This is a genomic window from Arthrobacter sp. N199823 (assembly GCF_002929705.1).
In the GTDB taxonomy this organism is placed as follows: domain Bacteria; phylum Actinomycetota; class Actinomycetes; order Actinomycetales; family Micrococcaceae; genus Specibacter.
In genome coordinates, this window is the sequence record NZ_PJIN01000007.1 from 115992 (window position 1) to 132597 (window position 16606).

Sequence of the window (16606 nt, forward strand, 5' to 3'; positions counted from 1 at the left end):
CATCAAAGGAGATGCCCGCGGCATGGGAGGGCATGAGCTACCACGAGCTCAATGCCATGCTCAACCTGTATAACTCCAAGGGTGAAATCCAGTTCGACGCGGACAAGGCCGCTGCTCGCCAGTACTTCCTGCAGCACGTGAACAACAACACCGTGTTCTTCCATGACCTGGAAGAAAAGCTCGAATACCTGGTGAAGAACGAGTACTACGAGCGCGAGACGCTGGATCAGTACTCCATGAACTTCATCCGCGGCCTGTTCCAGCAGGCCTACAAGAAGAAGTTCCGCTTCGAGACCTTCCTGGGCGCCTTCAAGTTCTACACGTCCTACACGCTGAAGACCTTTGACGGCAACCGCTTCCTGGAGCGCTACGAGGACCGCGTGTGCATGGTTGCCCTGCACCTGGCCCGCGGCAACGAAGAGCTGGCCCTGAAGATTGTCGATGAAATCATCGACGGCCGCTTCCAGCCCGCCACCCCCACCTTCTTGAACGCCGGCAAGGCACAGCGCGGCGAGCTCGTCTCCTGCTTCCTCTTGCGTATCGAAGACAACATGGAGTCCATTGGCCGCTCCATCAACTCTGCCCTGCAGCTGTCCAAGCGCGGCGGCGGTGTGGCCTTCGCGCTGACCAACATCCGCGAGGTCGGTGCGCCGATCAAGCAGATCGAGAACCAGTCCTCCGGTGTCATCCCCGTGATGAAGCTTCTTGAAGACAGCTTCTCCTACGCTAACCAGCTCGGTGCCCGCCAGGGTGCAGGAGCTGTGTACCTGCACGCTCACCACCCCGACATCAACCGTTTCTTGGACACCAAGCGCGAGAACGCTGATGAAAAGGTTCGCATCAAGACCTTGTCTCTGGGCGTTGTCATCCCTGACATCACCTTCGAGCTGGCCAAGCGCGATGAGGACATGTACCTGTTCTCGCCGTACGACGTCGAAAAGGTCTACGGCGTGCCGTTCTCCGACATCTCGGTCACCGAGAAGTACTACGAAATGGTGGACGACTCCCGGATCAAGAAGACCAAGATCAAGGCGCGCGAGTTCTTCCAGACTCTCGCCGAGATCCAGTTCGAGTCCGGTTACCCGTACATCATGTTTGAAGACACGGTGAACCGCGAGAACCCCATCGAGGGCAAGATCATCATGAGCAACCTGTGCTCGGAGATCCTGCAGGTTTCAGCGCCCACCACGTACAACGATGACCTCTCGTACAACGAGGTTGGTAAGGACATCTCCTGCAACCTGGGCTCGCTGAACATTGCCAAGGCCATGGATTCCCCGAACCTCGGCAACACCATTGAGACGGCCATCCGCGCTCTTTCCGCGGTATCAGACATGTCCAACATCACCAGCGTTCCCTCCATTGCCAAGGGCAATGACGAGTCGCACGCTATTGGTCTGGGCCAGATGAACCTGCACGGCTACCTTGCCCGTGAGCGCGTCCACTATGGTTCCGAAGAGGGCCTGGACTTCACCAACATCTACTTCTACACGGTGGTTTACCACGCAATCCGGGCCTCCAATCTGTTGGCGATCGAAACCGCCAGCACGTTTGCCGGCTTCGAGAACTCCACCTACGCCAGCGGTGCGTTCTTCGACAAGTACACCGACGGCGAGTGGGTTCCTCAGACCGCCAAGGTAGTTGAGCTGTTCGACGGCGTCCACATCCCCACCCAGGAAGACTGGCGTGCGCTGAAGGCCTCCGTCATGGAGCACGGCATCTACAACCAGAACCTGCAGGCCGTCCCGCCCACAGGATCCATCAGCTACATCAACAACTCCACCTCCTCGATCCACCCGATCGCCTCCATGATCGAGATCCGCAAGGAAGGCAAGCTGGGCCGCGTTTACTACCCGGCTCCGTACCTGAGCAACGACAACCTTGAGTACTACAAGGATGCCTATGAGATCGGCTTCGAGAAGGTCATCGACACCTACGCCGCCGCCACGCAGCACGTGGATCAGGGCCTGTCCCTGACGCTGTTCTTCAAGGACACCGCCACCACGCGTGACATCAACAAGGCGCAGATTTACGCCTGGCGCAAGGGCATCAAGACCATCTACTACATCCGCCTTCGCCAGCTCGCGCTGGAAGGGACGGAAGTTGAAAACTGTGTCTCCTGCCAACTGTAGTAGGCTTTGTATCAAGCTAACCTCTAATTATTAGGTTATTTTGACCGAAACTGAAGAGCACGACGACGGGAGAGTCCCCGCCGTCGTGCCTTTGGCTTAAGATTGACAAGGCCTGCGCGGCCACCAGGATTTTTACTAGGAGAGAAGCAGCGATGACACCGGACAAGCTGAAGTTGGCGGGCCACGTGAAGGCCATCAACTGGAACCGCATCGAGGACGAGAAGGACGTTGAAGTCTGGAACCGCCTGTGCAACAACTTTTGGCTGCCTGAGAAGGTGCCGCTGTCCAATGACGTCCAGTCGTGGGCCACACTGACACCGGACGAGCAGCTGCTCACCATGCGCGTATTCACCGGCCTAACCCTGCTGGACACCCTTCAGGGCACCGTGGGCGCCGTCTCGCTGATCCCGGACGCCATCACCCAGCACGAGGAAGCCGTCTACACGAACATTGCGTTCATGGAATCGGTCCACGCCAAGAGCTACTCCTCGATCTTCTCGACCTTGGCCTCCACGAAGGAAATCGACGAGGCCTTCCGCTGGTCGGTGGAGAACGTGAACCTGCAGAAGAAGGCTCAGATCATTGAGTCCTACTACCACGGCGACGATCCCCTCAAGCGCAAGATTGCCTCCACGCTGCTGGAGTCCTTCCTGTTCTACTCGGGCTTCTACCTGCCCATGTACTGGTCCTCACGGGCCAAGCTGACAAACACCGCTGACTTGATCCGCCTGATCATTCGCGATGAGGCCGTCCACGGCTACTACATCGGATACAAGTACCAGAAGGGCTTGGAAAAGGTTTCCGAGGAGCGCCGTGAAGAGCTGAAGGCCTGGACTTTCGAGCTGATGTTTGAACTTTACGAAAACGAAGTTCAGTACACGCACGATCTCTATGACTCCGTTGGCCTGGCCGAGGACGTCAAGAAGTTCCTGCACTACAACGCCAATAAGGCGCTCATGAACCTGGGCTATGAGGCCATGTTCCCGGCCGCTGTGACCGATGTAAGTCCGGCGATCCTGTCGGCGCTTTCACCGAACTCGGACGAGAACCACGATTTCTTCTCCGGTTCGGGTTCCTCTTACGTCATCGGTAAGGCAGTCAACACCGAAGACGACGACTGGGACTTCTAGCCCTTAGCTGTCGCTGAACTAACAGTGCGAAAAGTGTGCCCGCAAGCCGATCCGCAGGGATCAGCTTGCGGGCATTTTTACTGCCAGAAACCAGCCTGAACCCTGCCTGTTTCGCGTCGGTGGCGCATCGCACGTTAATTTGCCCATATGATGGACAAATTAACGTACAAGAGTGATACTTCACTTATGCTGATGTATCAACCACGAGGGGAATGGCTATTATGAGCGAGTCGAATCAGTTGGGGAAACCAACGGGGGCCTTCATCGGAGCTTCCTGGATTGCTTTAGGGCTGGGTATGGGGGTCTACTTCATTGGCCTCTGGAATGCCAAGATGGAACTCAATGAAAAGGGTTTCTATCTCACTGTGTTTTTGTTTGGGCTCTTCGCCGCCGTGTCACTGCAGAAGGCCGTGCGAGATAAGGCAGAAGACATTCCCGTGACCTCCATTTATCTGGGGATAGCCTGGTTTGCCCTGCTGGCGTCGCTGCTCTTGCTGGCGATTGGTCTGTGGAACGCGGAGCTGCTGTTGTCCGAGAAGGGCTTTTATGGCATTGGATTCGCCATGAGCTTGTTTGCAGTCGTGGCAGTGCAGAAGAACATCAGGGATCTCGCGGCACACCGGGCCATCTACCCCGATCAGCATGTGCGGCCCACGTTCCTGGACAAGCCTGAGTTCTAAAGAGTCACTCTTCGTCTCACTCGACCCGCCGGTGCCGCACACTGTGGAGCGGCGGGTCCTCGTCCCGAAACACCGCAACGAAGCACTGCGCCCTTCAGCTCAAACGCAGGTTCAAAGTCAACATCGGGTCATCCATGAAGGCATCGAACTCTGCAAGTGTTGTGAAGACCGGTTTGCCGCCGTATTGAACTGAGAGTTGTCCTAGCTGATTGAGGAGGGCATCGGGGTTGGAGGATCCCAGAGTCTGGGAAATGGCTGCCAGCTGGGGGAGTATGAACTGCCTGAATGCTGTGTCGCTTCGCTTTGATTGCTCCTTGATCGCGGAAAGTTCAGCCGCCGAGTCACGTTCGATCTGCTCAATAAAGACCAGAAGCTGTTCATATCCTGCGTCCCATTGTGTCGATTCGTCACGGGCGATCAAGGCCATTTGAATTCCTTGGATGAGCATCGCGGCACCGTACTGGCCCACCAGGCCGCCAATCATGGAACCCAGCAGCGGAACGGGAATCAGAACTTGTCCCATCGCGCCGAAGGCCCAGATCATGGTTGTTCTCGTCATGGATTCGGCTGCGGCGGAGGCCGCATCAAGTGTTGAGAGCCGGCCGGTAGCGGTGCCATGGGCAATGGCGGCGATCTCGACGGTGCACTGGGCCATGGCGGCAGAAAGTGTCCCGCCAATGACGGAGCTCACGGCTGGCGCGACTCCATTGGCCAAAGCGTGTTGGGATGCAAGCGAGATGCTCTGCGCCAGCACCGACTTAGCGGCCGAACTAACGCTGCCGGATGCAGCCCGACGAGCAGCTTCCGCCCACGGCAGCTCCGACACCGAACGTTCACGGATTGCCGCCGACGCGAGCACGCTGCCGCCGTCAACAATGCCGCCCACCATGGCAGCAACAAATGTGGCGCCTGCCAACTGCTGTGCGTGGGCTGCCTGTATCCGTTGACGCAAATACTTTTCGGGATCGTCAGCTGCGGACTTGAGTTCAGCTAACGAAACTCTGCGGGATTCGATGCTGCCACTGGATACTCGGTCGTTGAGGTTCACTTTTACCCCACGGTATCTGCCGTGAATGGGCCCCTCCGGCATGGCTAAGCGACGGTTGATCAGAGACTGGGTCTCCTCCACATGTTCCGTTGGCACCAAAAGGCCCATCCCTGCGTATTTCTCGGCAGCCAGGCCCTTTGTTGAAGAAAGCCGAGTCGAGCTACTGCCGACAACTTTGGCCTGAAATTCTCCCACAGTACGTCCTGCGGAATCGAAAAGCCGGAGGTCCGCTGGGTCATGCGGAGCCCCCATGCGCTCGGTCATCTTCAGCCGGACATCGGCGTTGGTGGCGACAGCGTTCAGATTGAAGCTGAGTTCATGAAGCCATTCAAAAACATGGCCTTGCCGTTGCCCATCACCCACGTTGGCGAATCTGCGAGCCATGGTTTCGGCCCATTCGCGATCGGCTAGCAGCAGGGAAAGTTGACCGCGGGCCGAGCCTGTCACTATGACGGTGGCTTCCCAAATAGTAGCTCGGGCACCGGAAACTCTTAGAGTGCTAGGCTGCGGGATTGCTGGAATTTCCGGGTCTTTCGCATCAGGGCCATCGGCCGGCTGGGGATTCATGCCGCGAGCCTATTCGCCAGCAGTGTTGCAGCCTTGAGAGAGTCATGTGACAGAGCAGTGACGCGGCCGTCTTGATCCAACAGTGGACACGCGATGACTGCGGCGATCGTCGTGGCAAGGCCTGCTTGTCCGGCGACCAGAGAACGTTCAGCTGGAGTGTATGCGGCGTAGTCTTCAGAACGATCGAGCAGATCTGCGAGCGATTGTAATTGCTCCACGCCCACATGCGTGAGCGTGTTGAGGACAGTCGCCGTATTGTCAACATGCTTGGCTGCATGAGCGACCTTGGCTGTCTGAATATCCACATCCCATTCGGATTCATCGAGTTGGGCTTTGATTTCCATTTGTTCCCGGTACGATTTCTTGCCTTTTATGTGGATGTAACTCAGAAAAGCAATGGCTACCGGAGCCGCAATAATCCCACCCAAGACAAGAGTTCCTGCTGCCATGCCACCACCGCCTGCGGCAAGCGATCCTCCGCCGAGCCACGCCAAGGTTGCGCTGGAAGCTGCAGCACCACTTAGCGTGCTGATAGCTGTTCCGGTGGAGGCCGTCGCGAATGCGGCTACCCCGGCCAAGCTGGCGCCGCCGGCTGCAATTCCAGCCACGCCGCCACCCAGAGTGCTTGACAGGCCACCCAGTGCTTTAAGTCCCGTTGCTTTCAGCTCAATATCCAGCCCCATCAGCTCCGGAACCGCGGCTACTGTTGGCAGTTCGTCCAGGGCGACATTCTTTAGTCGGGCGAAAAGTGTGGCGAAGGGTCCCAAGAAGTCATCGAAGGCCCGTGTTAGGGCTAGGTCGATAACTCCTTGGACGCTGCCCCCGGTCTCAGTAAGCTCTTGGACCTTGCCATTGACGCGCTCCCACGTTGCCCGATTCTTCCGAGCCAACTTCTGTGCATCCAAGATTGGCGCGAATTGCACCTTAGCGCTCCATTTCCCCGGCCCTAGCCAGTAGCCCAATACTCAGTTCAGAGGCAACGGAGTTGTTCTATTGTGCCGACGTTCATGACTTTACTGTCAAGACTGTCAAGCGAGTCATATTTCTCTGACGTTCTTGTAACCTCAACGGAAGTGATCCTCACTTGTTGGTAGCGTTGAAGCCATGGATGAGGACAGTACAGTCGCGCAGGATCTCACGAAGGCCCGGTTTGTTGAAGACGCCGCTGCTAAGGTGCGCCCCGGCCACTTGGGTAGCAGCCGCAATTCCGGCGACGCCTGGGTTGAAGGAGACGCCGGCAAGTTCTGGGGCCGGTTCGGCTCTGCCGGCCTTCTAGTGTTCGACGCCGCACGTGGAATCTTGCTGCAACACCGGGCCATCTGGTCTCACCATGGTGGCACGTGGGGCCTTCCTGGGGGAGCCCTACACGTGGGTGAAAGTGCAGTGGAGGGCGCACTGCGCGAATCATGGGAAGAAGCGGGAGTGCCTCGCGAGAACGTGGAGCTGCTATTCACTTCGGTCTTCGATGTGGGTTATTGGCGCTACACCACCGTGGTGGTCAATGCTGTGGTCCCGTTCCAGGCAATCATCAGCGACCCCGAAAGCCTGGCTTTGGAATGGGTCAAGCCGAGCGAGGTTGCCCAACGCCCGCTGCACCCGGGATTCGGTAAGGCATGGCCGGAGCTACGCGCACGGTTGGCCGAACTCACCTGACCGCGACGCGGCTGAGTTTGCCGCGCCGCACGGTCCTGCTCACGGCCAGAACCAGCACAGCTACGGCGACCGCAATGGCGAGCGGCACCAAGGTGCTGGGGGTGGGGTGGAGCGTGTTGAGGAAAACCTCGGCACCCAACTGTGCCATTGCGGCTGGCTGGTAGGCGAGGACTCGTGTTCCGCCTCCCACACTGATGGCAGTGAAGAGCGCGGGTGCTACCCACAGCATGAGGACGCCGAACACTGCGGCGAGCACCCGTCCCACGGATTTCAGGCCAGCGATCCCCACCGCCACGCCGAGAATCACCGCCGGGGACCAGCGGACCAGGGCGAGCGCCGCCGCGGACGGGGTAGCCAGCGAGTCGATGGGGAAGAGCAGCCCCTCCAGCCAGAGTCCACAACAAACCGCAGCAATACTGCTTGCTGCAACGGCGCCCGGAGCCGGGGCCTTCGCTATGAGCACCAGAACCAGTAGGCCGATCAAAATCGAGGCAATTGACCCGTACAGCAAGGCCGTGAGGTAAAGCTCCGCGGCCGAGTTGCGCAGGAGCCCGTCACCAACGGTATTGAAAGTCTGGAGGGTGGCCGTGAGCTGAACGCCGACCGTCCCCATCGCCACGGCCGTGAGTGCGAATCGGGGATGGCGGGGCTTGCTCAGACGGCTGATGATGCCGGCGATGGCCGAACCAGTCACCAGCAACCCGACGATCAGCGTGAGTAGATACTGACTGAAGGGCAGCAGCACCAGCGGCATATCGTCCGGCGGGGTGGCGCTCGCCCAGAGATTCTGTAGCGGCAGGCGCATTCCGGTCAGGATCCAAGGCAGCAGGCCAATTGTTGCCGAAGCCACCCCCAGGATGAAATAAGGAACTAGTGCCCTCGCCGTTGCCGGAACTGAATGCGTTTCCATGGAACCCCCAGATTTGCCATGTTGAAAAGTGCGGCAAGCCCCGGAGTCCGAGACCTGCCGTTCCATCGTAACGGCCCGGCCGGATCCACAACCCGTTTCTGTCCAACCGTAACGGCGCTACCCTAGCCCCAGAATCTCTATGGTGCGTTCGCGCATGTCCATCTTGCGCACCTTGCCGGTGACTGTCATGGGGAATTCGTCCACCACCAGGACATAGCGCGGGATCTTGTGCCGGGACAGATGGCCGTCGCAGTAAGCGGCAATGGCGCCCTGATCCAACGGTGCGACGCCGGGCTTCATGAGGAGCCAAGCGCACAGTTCCTCGCCGTAGCGATCATCGGGCACCCCGATCACCTGGACATCGGCAATGTCTGGGTGCTTGTACAAGAACTCTTCGATCTCACGCGGGTAGAGGTTCTCTCCGCCCCGGATCACCATGTCCTTAATACGCCCCACAATGTTGACGTAACCGTCGGGATACATCACGGCAAGATCGCCGGAGTGCATCCACTGCTGCGCATCAATGGCGGCCGCTGTCTTTTCCGGATCGTTCCAGTAGCCCAACATCACCGAATATCCGCGCGTGCAGAATTCGCCCGGGGTCCCCTGCGGGACTCGCTCACCCGTGGCAGGATCGACAATCTTGACCTCAAGGTGAGGGTGCACCCGGCCCACGGTCTCGGTTCGGTGGGCCACGTCGTCGTCCATGAGAGTCTGCATCGACACCGGCGAGGTTTCCGTCATGCCGTACGCGATAGAGACGCCCTCCATGTGCATCTCGGTCATGCATCGCTTCATGACTTCCACCGGGCAGGGCGAGCCGGCCATGATTCCGGTCCGCAGGGTGGAGAGATCATAGCTGGCGAAATTGGGCAGGTTTTGCTCTGCGATGAACATGGTGGGCACCCCGTAGAGGGCTGTGCAGCGCTCCTCTTGCACGGCACGGAGCGTGGCGGCCGGATCGAAGGCCGCTGCCGGGATGATGATCGCGGCCCCGTGCGTGATAGCCCCGAGATTGCCCATGACCATACCAAAGCAATGATAAAACGGTACCGGAACGCACAATCTGTCGTGCTCCGTGAAGCCGATGGTTTCGGTGACGAAGAAGCCGTTGTTCAGGATGTTCCTGTGGCTGAGCGTGGCACCCTTGGGGTAGCCGGTGGTGCCGGAGGTGTACTGGATGTTGATGGCATCACCTGGCTCCAGGGCCGCCATGGCATGTTCGACGGCGGCCGCTGGCACCGCTTCTCCGCCCGCCACGAGCGCGTCCCAGGACGGGGTGCCAATGTAGCTGGCAGTCTTTAGATCGGGGCATTCCGGCGCAATTTGCTCCACCATGGCCTGATAGTTGGTTCCCTTGAAATCGGTCAGTGCCACAATCATGGCCATACCTGATTGCTGGACGGCATATCTTAGCTCGTGGACCCGGTAGGACGGGTTGACGTTGACTAGGATGGCGCCAATCTTGGCGGTGGCCAACTGCAGCAGCACCCACTCGGGAACGTTGGGCGCCCAGATGCCCACGCGATCTCCCTTGGTCAGACCGGTGGCGAGGAGGCCGCGGGCTAGGGCATCGACGTCGTGGTTTAGCGCAGAGTAACTCCAGCGACGGCCAGAAGGGACATCAATCAGGGCGTCCCGCTCCGGAAACTTCAGCACCACTTTCTGGAAATTGGCACCAATTGTTTCCTCAATCAGCGCTGTGGTGGTGGAGCCGGACGTCTGGGAGGCATGAGCATCAATGGTCATGTGACGATGCTAGTACGGTCGTGGGTTAATGTGCGCTAACTCACGGAGTGTTTTTTGGCGGGATGAACTCCAAGGATGATGCGTGACATGGTGCCCCGGCGTGCCGCCTGCGACGCAGCGGATGAGCCTTGTTGCCTGGGCCGGAAGCCGCTTAGCTGCTTGGCGGTCGATAAGATAAGGTAAGACTAATAACGCAGGATTTTGTTGCTATATTATTTTCTTTTTGGGGAGCTCACACTCATGATGGACAGCATCACCTCACTCCCGTTCGTGTGGGCCTTCTTGATCCTGTTTGTGATTGTCATGTTGCGCTCCAATGGCACGTACTGGGCAGGCCGTGGCCTTGCTGCTGGTGGCCGCAAGACGAAGTTGCAGCGGCACCTCAATTCACCGGCTGTGCTGCGGGCGGAAAAGCTCATTGCTCGCTGGGGCGCACCCGCCGTCAGCGTGAGCTTCTTGACGATTGGTATTCAGACGGCCGTGAACCTATCTGCCGGACTTGGCCGCATGCCCTTGCGCCGCTATATCCCCGCCACGGTGGTTGGTTCCATAGCCTGGGCCTGCATCTACGCCACTATCGGCCTGGCCGCCTTTGACGCAGCTCTTGCCGCAGCCGCGGGCTCACCTCTGGCCCTCATCATCCTGATTGTGACTGTTGGTGCAGTAGTTCTGGGTGTCCACCTCTTCCGCGTCTCGCGCACCCGCAAGCTGGATGCGAACGCCATGGAAGACTGCCCCGTGATGGGCATGGAAAGCAGCAACTCCACTGCCAAGGCTTAACGCCGTAGCTGCCGGCGATTGATGTGCGGGGCAGCTAGTGGCTGGCGGTAGAGTCGTTGCCATGGAGGACTCCACAACACTTACCGCCGTCAAGGCCACATCGTACTATCGCCACCTTGGTGGGAATCGCTACGAGTCAACTGATCATGCTCAGGGCGCCTGGAATCCACATGAGCAGCACATGGCACCCGTGGCCGGGCTCATGGTCCACGCGCTGGAGCAATTTGCGCATCGGGCGGACATGCGCCTGGTCCGGATTAACTTTGACATCCTCGGATTGATTCCGGCGGGTGAATTCACCCTTGAGACCACGCTTCTGCGCCCGGGTAAGACCATTGAACTTCTCCAAGTAGAGCTGTTGGCGCAGGGCCGCCCGGCGGTGCGCGCCACGGCCTGGCGCCTGCAAAAGAATGACACCACCGCCGTTGAAGCCTATGAGGACGAACCTCTGGGCGCCGTGGAGACGGCGATTCCTTGGGACGGCATGAGCACCTGGCCCGGCGGGTTCATCAAGACTCTGGTAGGCCGTTCCCTGCCCGATCACCGCCCGGGCCACGGCCGTGCCTGGCTGCACAGCCCGTACACTATGCTCGACGGCGGAGAGCACGCCTCAGCGCTGGTTCGCCTGCTGGGTCTGGCTGACAGTGCCAACGGTGTCGCCGCCCGCATGGACCCGAAACCTGGCGGGTGGATGTATCCCAACGTGGACCTCTCGATCCACCTCTACCGGGAGCCGGTGGGCGAATGGTTGGGGCTGGCTACGCACGTAACGATTGGTTCCGATGGAGTAGGGCTGACGTCCTCGGTACTCCACGATGTGACGGGCCCCTTTGGACGTTCTGAACAAATACTTACCGTCCGCCCCATTCCGTCCGCCCAGTGAATACGTTCTTAGCGCCAGTTCTGGAGGTGCACCGGCAGCTGGTCAATCGAGGTGCTGACGTCGACCTTAACTACGCCTTGGACCTGCTGGGTGAGGTCAAAAACGGGACCCGGGAAGCCATGCTGCGCTTCTATCGTCCCGAACCCACGGTGGCTTTTGGGCAACGTGACGCCAAATTGCCTGGGTTCGCCGCTGCTGAAGAAGCAGCCCGCAATCATAGCTTCGAGCCGGCGGTGCGGAAGGCTGGCGGCCGGGCTGCCGCCTATCATCAAGGCACGTTGGTGGTGGACCACATTCAGCGCGAGGATGATGCCATTCTCGGCGCGAAGGGACGCTTTGGGTTCTTTGGCGAACTCTTCACCCAGGCCCTGAAATCACTGGGCGTGGATGCTGGGGTGGGAGAGATTCCTGGTGAATATTGTCCTGGGGAATTCAGTGTTTACGGACGCGGCCCCGCCCACAGCATCAAGCTTGTGGGCACGGCACAGCGCGTTGTGGCTGGCGCGTGGCTGTTCAGCTCGGTCATCGTGGTGGAAAAATCAGCGCCGATCCGTGCAGTATTGACCGATACCTATGCAGCGCTGGGCCTGGACTGGGATCCGGCAACCGCGGGAGCCGCCGAGGATCTACGCCCGGGACTCACCGTGGACAGCGTGGAAGCAGCAGTCCTAGCGGCGTACGCGCACCACGCGGAGCTTGTGTACCACTGAGCTGCCCGGGCTGCCCCGCAAGCCGGCGGTCCCTGATTGAGGCGTTGATTCCAAACAGTTCGGATTCCAAACAGCAGATAAAGGGGGTAAACCGGTCCGGCACCCCGTTTACCTGCCAATTGGAATCGGAAAGGCGGGGGCAACCCCGGTTATCTGCTGTTTGGAATCGGCTCAGCTGTCATCGGCTGGCAGAGTGGATCTGTTTTACTTCCCGGCAGCCAAAACGCCCGGCGCCTCGGCGGCAATGGTGGTTGAATCGCCGTGTCCGGTGTTGACCACTGTCTCGCCCGGCAGGCTTAACAGCCGTTCGGTGATTGAGGCAACGATCGTGGGGAAGTCGCTGTAGGACCGTCCCGTGGCACCTGGGCCACCGTTGAACAAGGTGTCTCCGGAAAAAACGGTGCCCAGATCCGCCGCGTAGAAGCACACGGAGCCGGGGGAGTGCCCCGGAGTGTGCAGCGCCGTCAAGGTAGTGCCAGCAATCTCGAAACGCTCACCATCAACAATGGCGCCGTCAGGTGTGGTGCCCGGGTAGATGTCTTCCCACAGCATCTGGTCAGCTGAGTTCATCAGCACCGGGGCCTCCACCAAGGTGGCGAACTCGCGGGCGTAGCGGATGTGATCGTCATGTCCGTGCGTCAGCAGTACGGCCTTGACCGTGCGGGTGCCCACGGCGGCGGCGATAGCACCGGCGTCGTGCGCGGGATCAATGACGTACACCGAACGCTCATCGCCAACAATCCAGACATTGTTATCCACGTCCCAAGTGCCGCCGTCCAACGAGAAGGTGCCGGCGGTCACGAGCCGTTCAATGCGCGCGCTCATGCGAATTCCACCACCGAACGCAGCACGGAACCCTCGCCCATCTTGGCGAATGCGGCTTCAATATCGTTGATGGTGATCCGCTCGCTGACAAAGGCGTCCAGATCCAGTTTTCCCTGCTTGTAGAGCTCAACCAACAGGGGGAAGTCACGCGAGGGCAGGCAATCGCCGTACCAGGACGACTTCAGCGAGCCGCCGCGACCAAACACGTCAAGCAGCGGCAGTTCCAGCGTCATCTCGGGGGTGGGGACGCCGACCAGGACCACTGTGCCGGCCAGATCGCGGGCGTAGAAAGCCTGCTTGTAGGTCTCTGGACGTCCGACGGCGTCAATCACCACATCTGCCCCGAACCCGCCGGTGTGGTTCTGGATAGCGAGAACAGCGTCCTCGGTGGAGGCATCGACGGTGTGGGTTGCGCCCAGTGCCACGGCGGCGGCGAGCTTCTTGGGATCGCGGTCCACGGCGATCACTGTGGTGGCGCCGGCCAGCGCCGCACCGGCAATGGCTGCCGAGCCAACGCCGCCGCAACCGATCACGGCGACAGTGTCACCACGCTTGACGCCACCGGTGTTGATGGCAGCACCAATGCCGGCCATGACGCCGCAGCCGAGCAGGCCAACAGCGGCGGGGTCTACATCGGCGTCGACCTTGGTGCACTGGCCTGCAGCAACGAGCGTCTTTTCAATGAACGCGCCAATGCCCAGTGCGGGGGAGAGTACCGTGCCGTCCTCCAGCGTCATCTTCTGCGTGGCGTTGGCGGTATTGAAGCAGTACTGGGCCTGACCCTTGGCGCACGCGCGGCAGTTACCGCATACGGCACGCCAGTTCAGAATGACCCGATCCCCGGGGACCACGTTGGTGACGCCAGCGCCCACAGCACTGACAACGCCGGTGGCTTCGTGACCGAGCAAGAACGGGAAGTCATCATTGATGCCACCCTGCTTGTAGTGCAGATCGGTGTGGCAAACGCCACTGGTCAGGATGTCGACCAGGGCCTCGCCCGGGCCGGGATCCGGCACCAGAATGGTTTCGATGGTGACAGGTGCGTTCTTACTCAGCACCACTGCGCCCTTGACCTTGTGAACAGTCTTGTTAACCATAAAGAGCTCCTTAAGCGCCATGTTCCGACTCGGAACATCCATTGGGGGTTCCTGAAAGGCTACACGGATTTGGTGCTTAAGGAGGCTCTGCTAAGGAGGCGGCGGGTTGGCTCTGCGCCGAAAAACTTGCCGTCGCCTGATGTGCTTAGACGATGTGCTTAGACGCCCAGCTTGGCCTGAACATCCTTGAGCGAGGGGTTGGTGGCTGCGGAGCCATCCGGGAACAGGACGGTGGGCACTGTCTGGTTGCCGTTGTTGAGGCTCTCAACGAGCTCGGCAGTGCCGGGAACGTCCTCGATGTTGATCTCCGTGTAGCCAATGCCTGAGGCGTCCAGCTGCTTCTTCAGACGTTTGCAGTAGCCACACCAGGTGGTGGAGAACATGGTGATGGTGCCGGCGTCGGGGGTGAAATCCACGGGTAATGCTCCTTGAGGGAAAGTGTGCGGTTGTTATTACTGACAACGCTACCGGGCACAGGGGATATTCCGGGCTTCCTGTGCCACCATGGATGACATGTGTGGACGTTATGTCATTGCCCGGGCCGTGGGAGACCTAGTAGCGGAACTGGAAGCGGAAGCGGAGGCCTCGCTGGAATTGCGAGCCTCCTACAATGTTGCCCCCACCTCGGATGTGCCCATTGTGCTGGAGCGTCTCATTGACGGCGCCCTCCACCGGCAGGTTCATGTGGCTAAGTGGGGGCTGGTCCCCGGCTGGGCCAAGGACCCCGCCGTGGGGGTGCGTGCCTTCAATGCCCGCAGTGAGACTGTCCTGGAAAAGCCCACCTTCCGTGCCGCCATCAAGGCCCGGCGCTGCGGGGTGCCCGTGCAGGGTTATTACGAATGGAAAAAGTCACCGGACGGCTTGAGTAAGCAGCCCTACTTTGTGCACAGCGCCGATGGTTCCCTGATTGTTTTTGCAGGCCTGTATGAGTGGTGGAAGGACCCGGCCAAACCCGAAGGGGCACCCGATCAGTGGCTCCTGAGCACCACCATCCTCACCATGGCCTCCCCGACAGAGGGGGAGCTGGCCACCCTGCACGACCGCCTGCCCGTACCGCTGGGCCAAGAAGCGTTGGCCGAGTGGCTGGATCCGGAGAATAGGGCGCCCGGCGCTCTGCTGGAGGCTGCGCTCGCAGAAGCGTGGACCCTGGCTGCGGAGTGGGTTCTTGATCCTGTCAGCGCAGCCGTGGGCAATGTACGCAACAATGGCCCCGAGCTCATCGAGGCCATCACGGTGTAGTGCTTCCTGGCTGCCGGCTCCCTGGCTGGTGTCCGGGCCGGGGGTGAGGTGCGGCTAAACGGTGACGTGTCCGGCGTCGTCCACGGTCCAGGTGGGGTTGTAGGCAACTTCCCAGCGGAAGCCATCCGGATCGGCAAAATAGCCGCTGTAGCCGCCCCACTCCTGCTGAACTGCGGGATGGTCGACGGCGGCGCCGGCCTCGCGTGCCTGCGCCAAGACCGCGTCAACCTCGGCTGGGCTGGCAACGTTGTGGCTCAGTGTGAGGGCAGGGACGCCGTCGGATGGCTCAACGCCGAGCTCGGCGGTCATCGCGGCGCGGTCCCACAGGGAAAGGATCAGCCCGTGGTTGAGCTGCAAGAAGATGACTTGGCCGGGGACTTCGTGATGCGCCGTCCAGCCAAGCCGTGTGAGATAAAACTCCCGTGAGCGCTTAACATCCCTGACACCTAAGGTAATGAAGCTCAGCCGCTGCTCCACGGAAAGCCCCTTAGTCGTCTTCTTCTTCGGGGGACCAGCGGTGGAAATCCAGTGAGAGGTACAGAGCCAGGGCTGCGGAGTTGTTGGCTTCAACCCGCAGGGCAACGTCCTTGTGGCCATTGTTGAACAGGGTGTCCAGCGTGGCCAGAACCAAATCCTCCGCCAGGCCGCGACGGCGGTGCTCACGGTCGGTGATCAGCTCAATGATGAAAGGGGTATCCGGGGTGTCATTGCCCAGGGCATGCTCCACGACGAGCACGGCGGCCACAATCTTGCCGTCCTCATCCAAGGCAACGTGGGAAGCATCGGGGAGCAACTCGCCGTATTTGCCGGCGTACGATGCCCGCATGTCAGCCATGGCGGCTTCCAGTGTTTCTGCGGCAACGCCTGCGTCGTAAGCGGTGAAATAGAGTTCGCCGAGACGGGTGATGTCGGCTTCCTGCACTGTCCGGGATGCTGTTTTGAGCTCTCGTTCAAGTGGTGTGGTTTTGGCGATGAGGGTGACCATGTCAGTCATGGAACGCTCCTTTAAGTTGTTGTGGCGCCTGCGGGTAGGACTCAGCCGGTAGCCATAATGCCATGCTAGACGCAAGACGAGTTCTCAGCCATCTACATAACGTTTTGTGCACATGTTTTGTGCCGGCTCTTGCGTTTTTTCCCAAGGTGGCGGATGGGTGCCGCGTGAAATTGAGCGTACACTGAAATTAGGTTCGAATATATGTTCTA

General features: G+C 59.9%; 17 protein-coding genes. 8 read left to right on the forward strand and 9 right to left on the reverse strand.

The features are described 5' to 3' along the window. Positions 1-11: 11 nt before the first annotated feature. The 3 genes from nrdE (at position 12) to yiaA (ending at position 3942) form a co-directional block, all read left to right on the forward strand. The gene (nrdE, locus tag CXQ93_RS15035) at positions 12-2132 is read left to right on the forward strand and encodes a class 1b ribonucleoside-diphosphate reductase subunit alpha (RefSeq protein ID WP_104111314.1); all 2121 of its coding nucleotides are present in this window, start codon (positions 12-14) and stop codon (positions 2130-2132) included. A 152-nt stretch (positions 2133-2284) separates the two neighbouring features. After that, entirely contained in the window at positions 2285-3262 is a 978-nt protein-coding gene (nrdF, locus tag CXQ93_RS15040; protein WP_104111241.1) for a class 1b ribonucleoside-diphosphate reductase subunit beta, read from the forward strand. A 221-nt stretch (positions 3263-3483) separates the two neighbouring features. Continuing rightward, positions 3484-3942 (forward strand): inner membrane protein YiaA, encoded by a 459-nt coding sequence (yiaA, locus tag CXQ93_RS15045; protein WP_258069030.1) that lies wholly within the window; start codon positions 3484-3486, stop codon positions 3940-3942. Between the two features lie 94 nt (positions 3943-4036). On the opposite strand, the gene CXQ93_RS15050 is transcribed toward yiaA, so the two are convergent. Next, positions 4037-5557 (reverse strand): hypothetical protein, encoded by a 1521-nt coding sequence (locus tag CXQ93_RS15050; protein ID WP_146073234.1) that lies wholly within the window; start codon positions 5555-5557, stop codon positions 4037-4039. Further along, positions 5554-6480: a hypothetical protein gene (locus tag CXQ93_RS15055; RefSeq protein ID WP_104111244.1), complete on the reverse strand. Its 927-nt coding sequence runs from the start codon at positions 6478-6480 to the stop codon at positions 5554-5556. The genes CXQ93_RS15050 and CXQ93_RS15055 overlap by 4 nt, the downstream gene beginning before the upstream one ends. 181 nt (positions 6481-6661) lie before the next feature. On the opposite strand from CXQ93_RS15055, the gene CXQ93_RS15060 reads away from it, so the two are divergent. After that, a complete protein-coding gene (locus CXQ93_RS15060; protein WP_104111245.1) occupies positions 6662-7210 on the forward strand; it encodes an NUDIX domain-containing protein in 549 nt (182 codons plus the stop codon). Here CXQ93_RS15060 and CXQ93_RS15065 read toward each other — a convergent pair. Further along, on the reverse strand, positions 7203-8120 hold the full coding sequence (locus CXQ93_RS15065) for a hypothetical protein (RefSeq protein ID WP_104111246.1): 918 nt from the start codon (positions 8118-8120) through the stop codon (positions 7203-7205). The genes CXQ93_RS15060 and CXQ93_RS15065 overlap by 8 nt on opposite strands. Before the next feature lie 117 nt (positions 8121-8237). Then, positions 8238-9869: an AMP-binding protein gene (locus CXQ93_RS15070; protein ID WP_104111247.1), complete on the reverse strand. Its 1632-nt coding sequence runs from the start codon at positions 9867-9869 to the stop codon at positions 8238-8240. Positions 9870-10109: 240 nt separating this feature from the next. Here CXQ93_RS15070 and CXQ93_RS15075 point away from each other — a divergent pair, with 240 nt between their 5' ends. From CXQ93_RS15075 to CXQ93_RS15085, 3 genes are all read left to right on the forward strand, one after another. Then, complete coding sequence (locus tag CXQ93_RS15075) at positions 10110-10649, forward strand: DedA family protein (protein ID WP_258069033.1); 540 nt, start codon at positions 10110-10112, stop codon at positions 10647-10649. Between the two features lie 61 nt (positions 10650-10710). Then, a complete protein-coding gene (locus CXQ93_RS15080; RefSeq protein WP_104111248.1) occupies positions 10711-11532 on the forward strand; it encodes a thioesterase family protein in 822 nt (273 codons plus the stop codon). Further along, complete coding sequence (locus tag CXQ93_RS15085) at positions 11529-12242, forward strand: lipoate--protein ligase family protein (protein WP_104111249.1); 714 nt, start codon at positions 11529-11531, stop codon at positions 12240-12242. The genes CXQ93_RS15080 and CXQ93_RS15085 overlap by 4 nt, the downstream gene beginning before the upstream one ends. Before the next feature lie 204 nt (positions 12243-12446). On the opposite strand, the gene CXQ93_RS15090 is transcribed toward CXQ93_RS15085, so the two are convergent. The 3 genes from CXQ93_RS15090 to CXQ93_RS15100 all read right to left on the reverse strand — a co-directional run bounded on the left by CXQ93_RS15090 (position 12447) and on the right by CXQ93_RS15100 (position 14580). Beyond that, positions 12447-13067: an MBL fold metallo-hydrolase gene (locus tag CXQ93_RS15090; protein ID WP_104111250.1), complete on the reverse strand. Its 621-nt coding sequence runs from the start codon at positions 13065-13067 to the stop codon at positions 12447-12449. Next, the gene (locus tag CXQ93_RS15095; RefSeq protein WP_104111251.1) at positions 13064-14164 is read right to left on the reverse strand and encodes an S-(hydroxymethyl)mycothiol dehydrogenase; all 1101 of its coding nucleotides are present in this window, start codon (positions 14162-14164) and stop codon (positions 13064-13066) included. The genes CXQ93_RS15090 and CXQ93_RS15095 overlap by 4 nt, the downstream gene beginning before the upstream one ends. 158 nt (positions 14165-14322) lie before the next feature. After that, on the reverse strand, positions 14323-14580 hold the full coding sequence (locus CXQ93_RS15100) for a mycoredoxin (protein WP_104111252.1): 258 nt from the start codon (positions 14578-14580) through the stop codon (positions 14323-14325). A gap of 97 nt (positions 14581-14677) precedes the next feature. Between CXQ93_RS15100 and CXQ93_RS15105 the strand changes: the two genes are divergently transcribed. Continuing rightward, positions 14678-15403, forward strand: a complete 726-nt coding sequence (locus CXQ93_RS15105; protein ID WP_104111253.1) for an SOS response-associated peptidase — start codon at positions 14678-14680, stop codon at positions 15401-15403. Between the two features lie 54 nt (positions 15404-15457). On the opposite strand, the gene CXQ93_RS15110 is transcribed toward CXQ93_RS15105, so the two are convergent. Beyond that, entirely contained in the window at positions 15458-15880 is a 423-nt protein-coding gene (locus CXQ93_RS15110; RefSeq protein WP_104111254.1) for a VOC family protein, read from the reverse strand. A gap of 10 nt (positions 15881-15890) precedes the next feature. After that, a complete protein-coding gene (locus CXQ93_RS15115; RefSeq protein ID WP_104111255.1) occupies positions 15891-16397 on the reverse strand; it encodes a GNAT family N-acetyltransferase in 507 nt (168 codons plus the stop codon). Between the last annotated feature and the right edge of the window lie 209 nt (positions 16398-16606).

What these genes read in the sequence shown, in the direction of transcription:
- nrdE (WP_104111314.1), top strand. Translation starts at nt 12, where the DNA reads ATGCCCGCGGCATGGGAGGGCATGAGCTACCACGAGCTCAATGCCATG.
- nrdF (WP_104111241.1), top strand. Translation starts at nt 2,285, where the DNA reads ATGACACCGGACAAGCTGAAGTTGGCGGGCCACGTGAAGGCCATCAAC.
- yiaA (WP_258069030.1), top strand. Translation starts at nt 3,484, where the DNA reads ATGAGCGAGTCGAATCAGTTGGGGAAACCAACGGGGGCCTTCATCGGA.
- CXQ93_RS15050 (WP_146073234.1), bottom strand. Translation starts at nt 5,557, where the DNA reads ATGAATCCCCAGCCGGCCGATGGCCCTGATGCGAAAGACCCGGAAATT.
- CXQ93_RS15060 (WP_104111245.1), top strand. Translation starts at nt 6,662, where the DNA reads ATGGATGAGGACAGTACAGTCGCGCAGGATCTCACGAAGGCCCGGTTT.
- CXQ93_RS15065 (WP_104111246.1), bottom strand. Translation starts at nt 8,120, where the DNA reads ATGGAAACGCATTCAGTTCCGGCAACGGCGAGGGCACTAGTTCCTTAT.
- CXQ93_RS15070 (WP_104111247.1), bottom strand. Translation starts at nt 9,869, where the DNA reads ATGACCATTGATGCTCATGCCTCCCAGACGTCCGGCTCCACCACCACA.
- CXQ93_RS15075 (WP_258069033.1), top strand. Translation starts at nt 10,110, where the DNA reads ATGATGGACAGCATCACCTCACTCCCGTTCGTGTGGGCCTTCTTGATC.
- CXQ93_RS15080 (WP_104111248.1), top strand. Translation starts at nt 10,711, where the DNA reads ATGGAGGACTCCACAACACTTACCGCCGTCAAGGCCACATCGTACTAT.
- CXQ93_RS15090 (WP_104111250.1), bottom strand. Translation starts at nt 13,067, where the DNA reads ATGAGCGCGCGCATTGAACGGCTCGTGACCGCCGGCACCTTCTCGTTG.
- CXQ93_RS15095 (WP_104111251.1), bottom strand. Translation starts at nt 14,164, where the DNA reads ATGGTTAACAAGACTGTTCACAAGGTCAAGGGCGCAGTGGTGCTGAGT.
- CXQ93_RS15105 (WP_104111253.1), top strand. Translation starts at nt 14,678, where the DNA reads ATGTGTGGACGTTATGTCATTGCCCGGGCCGTGGGAGACCTAGTAGCG.
- CXQ93_RS15115 (WP_104111255.1), bottom strand. Translation starts at nt 16,397, where the DNA reads ATGACTGACATGGTCACCCTCATCGCCAAAACCACACCACTTGAACGA.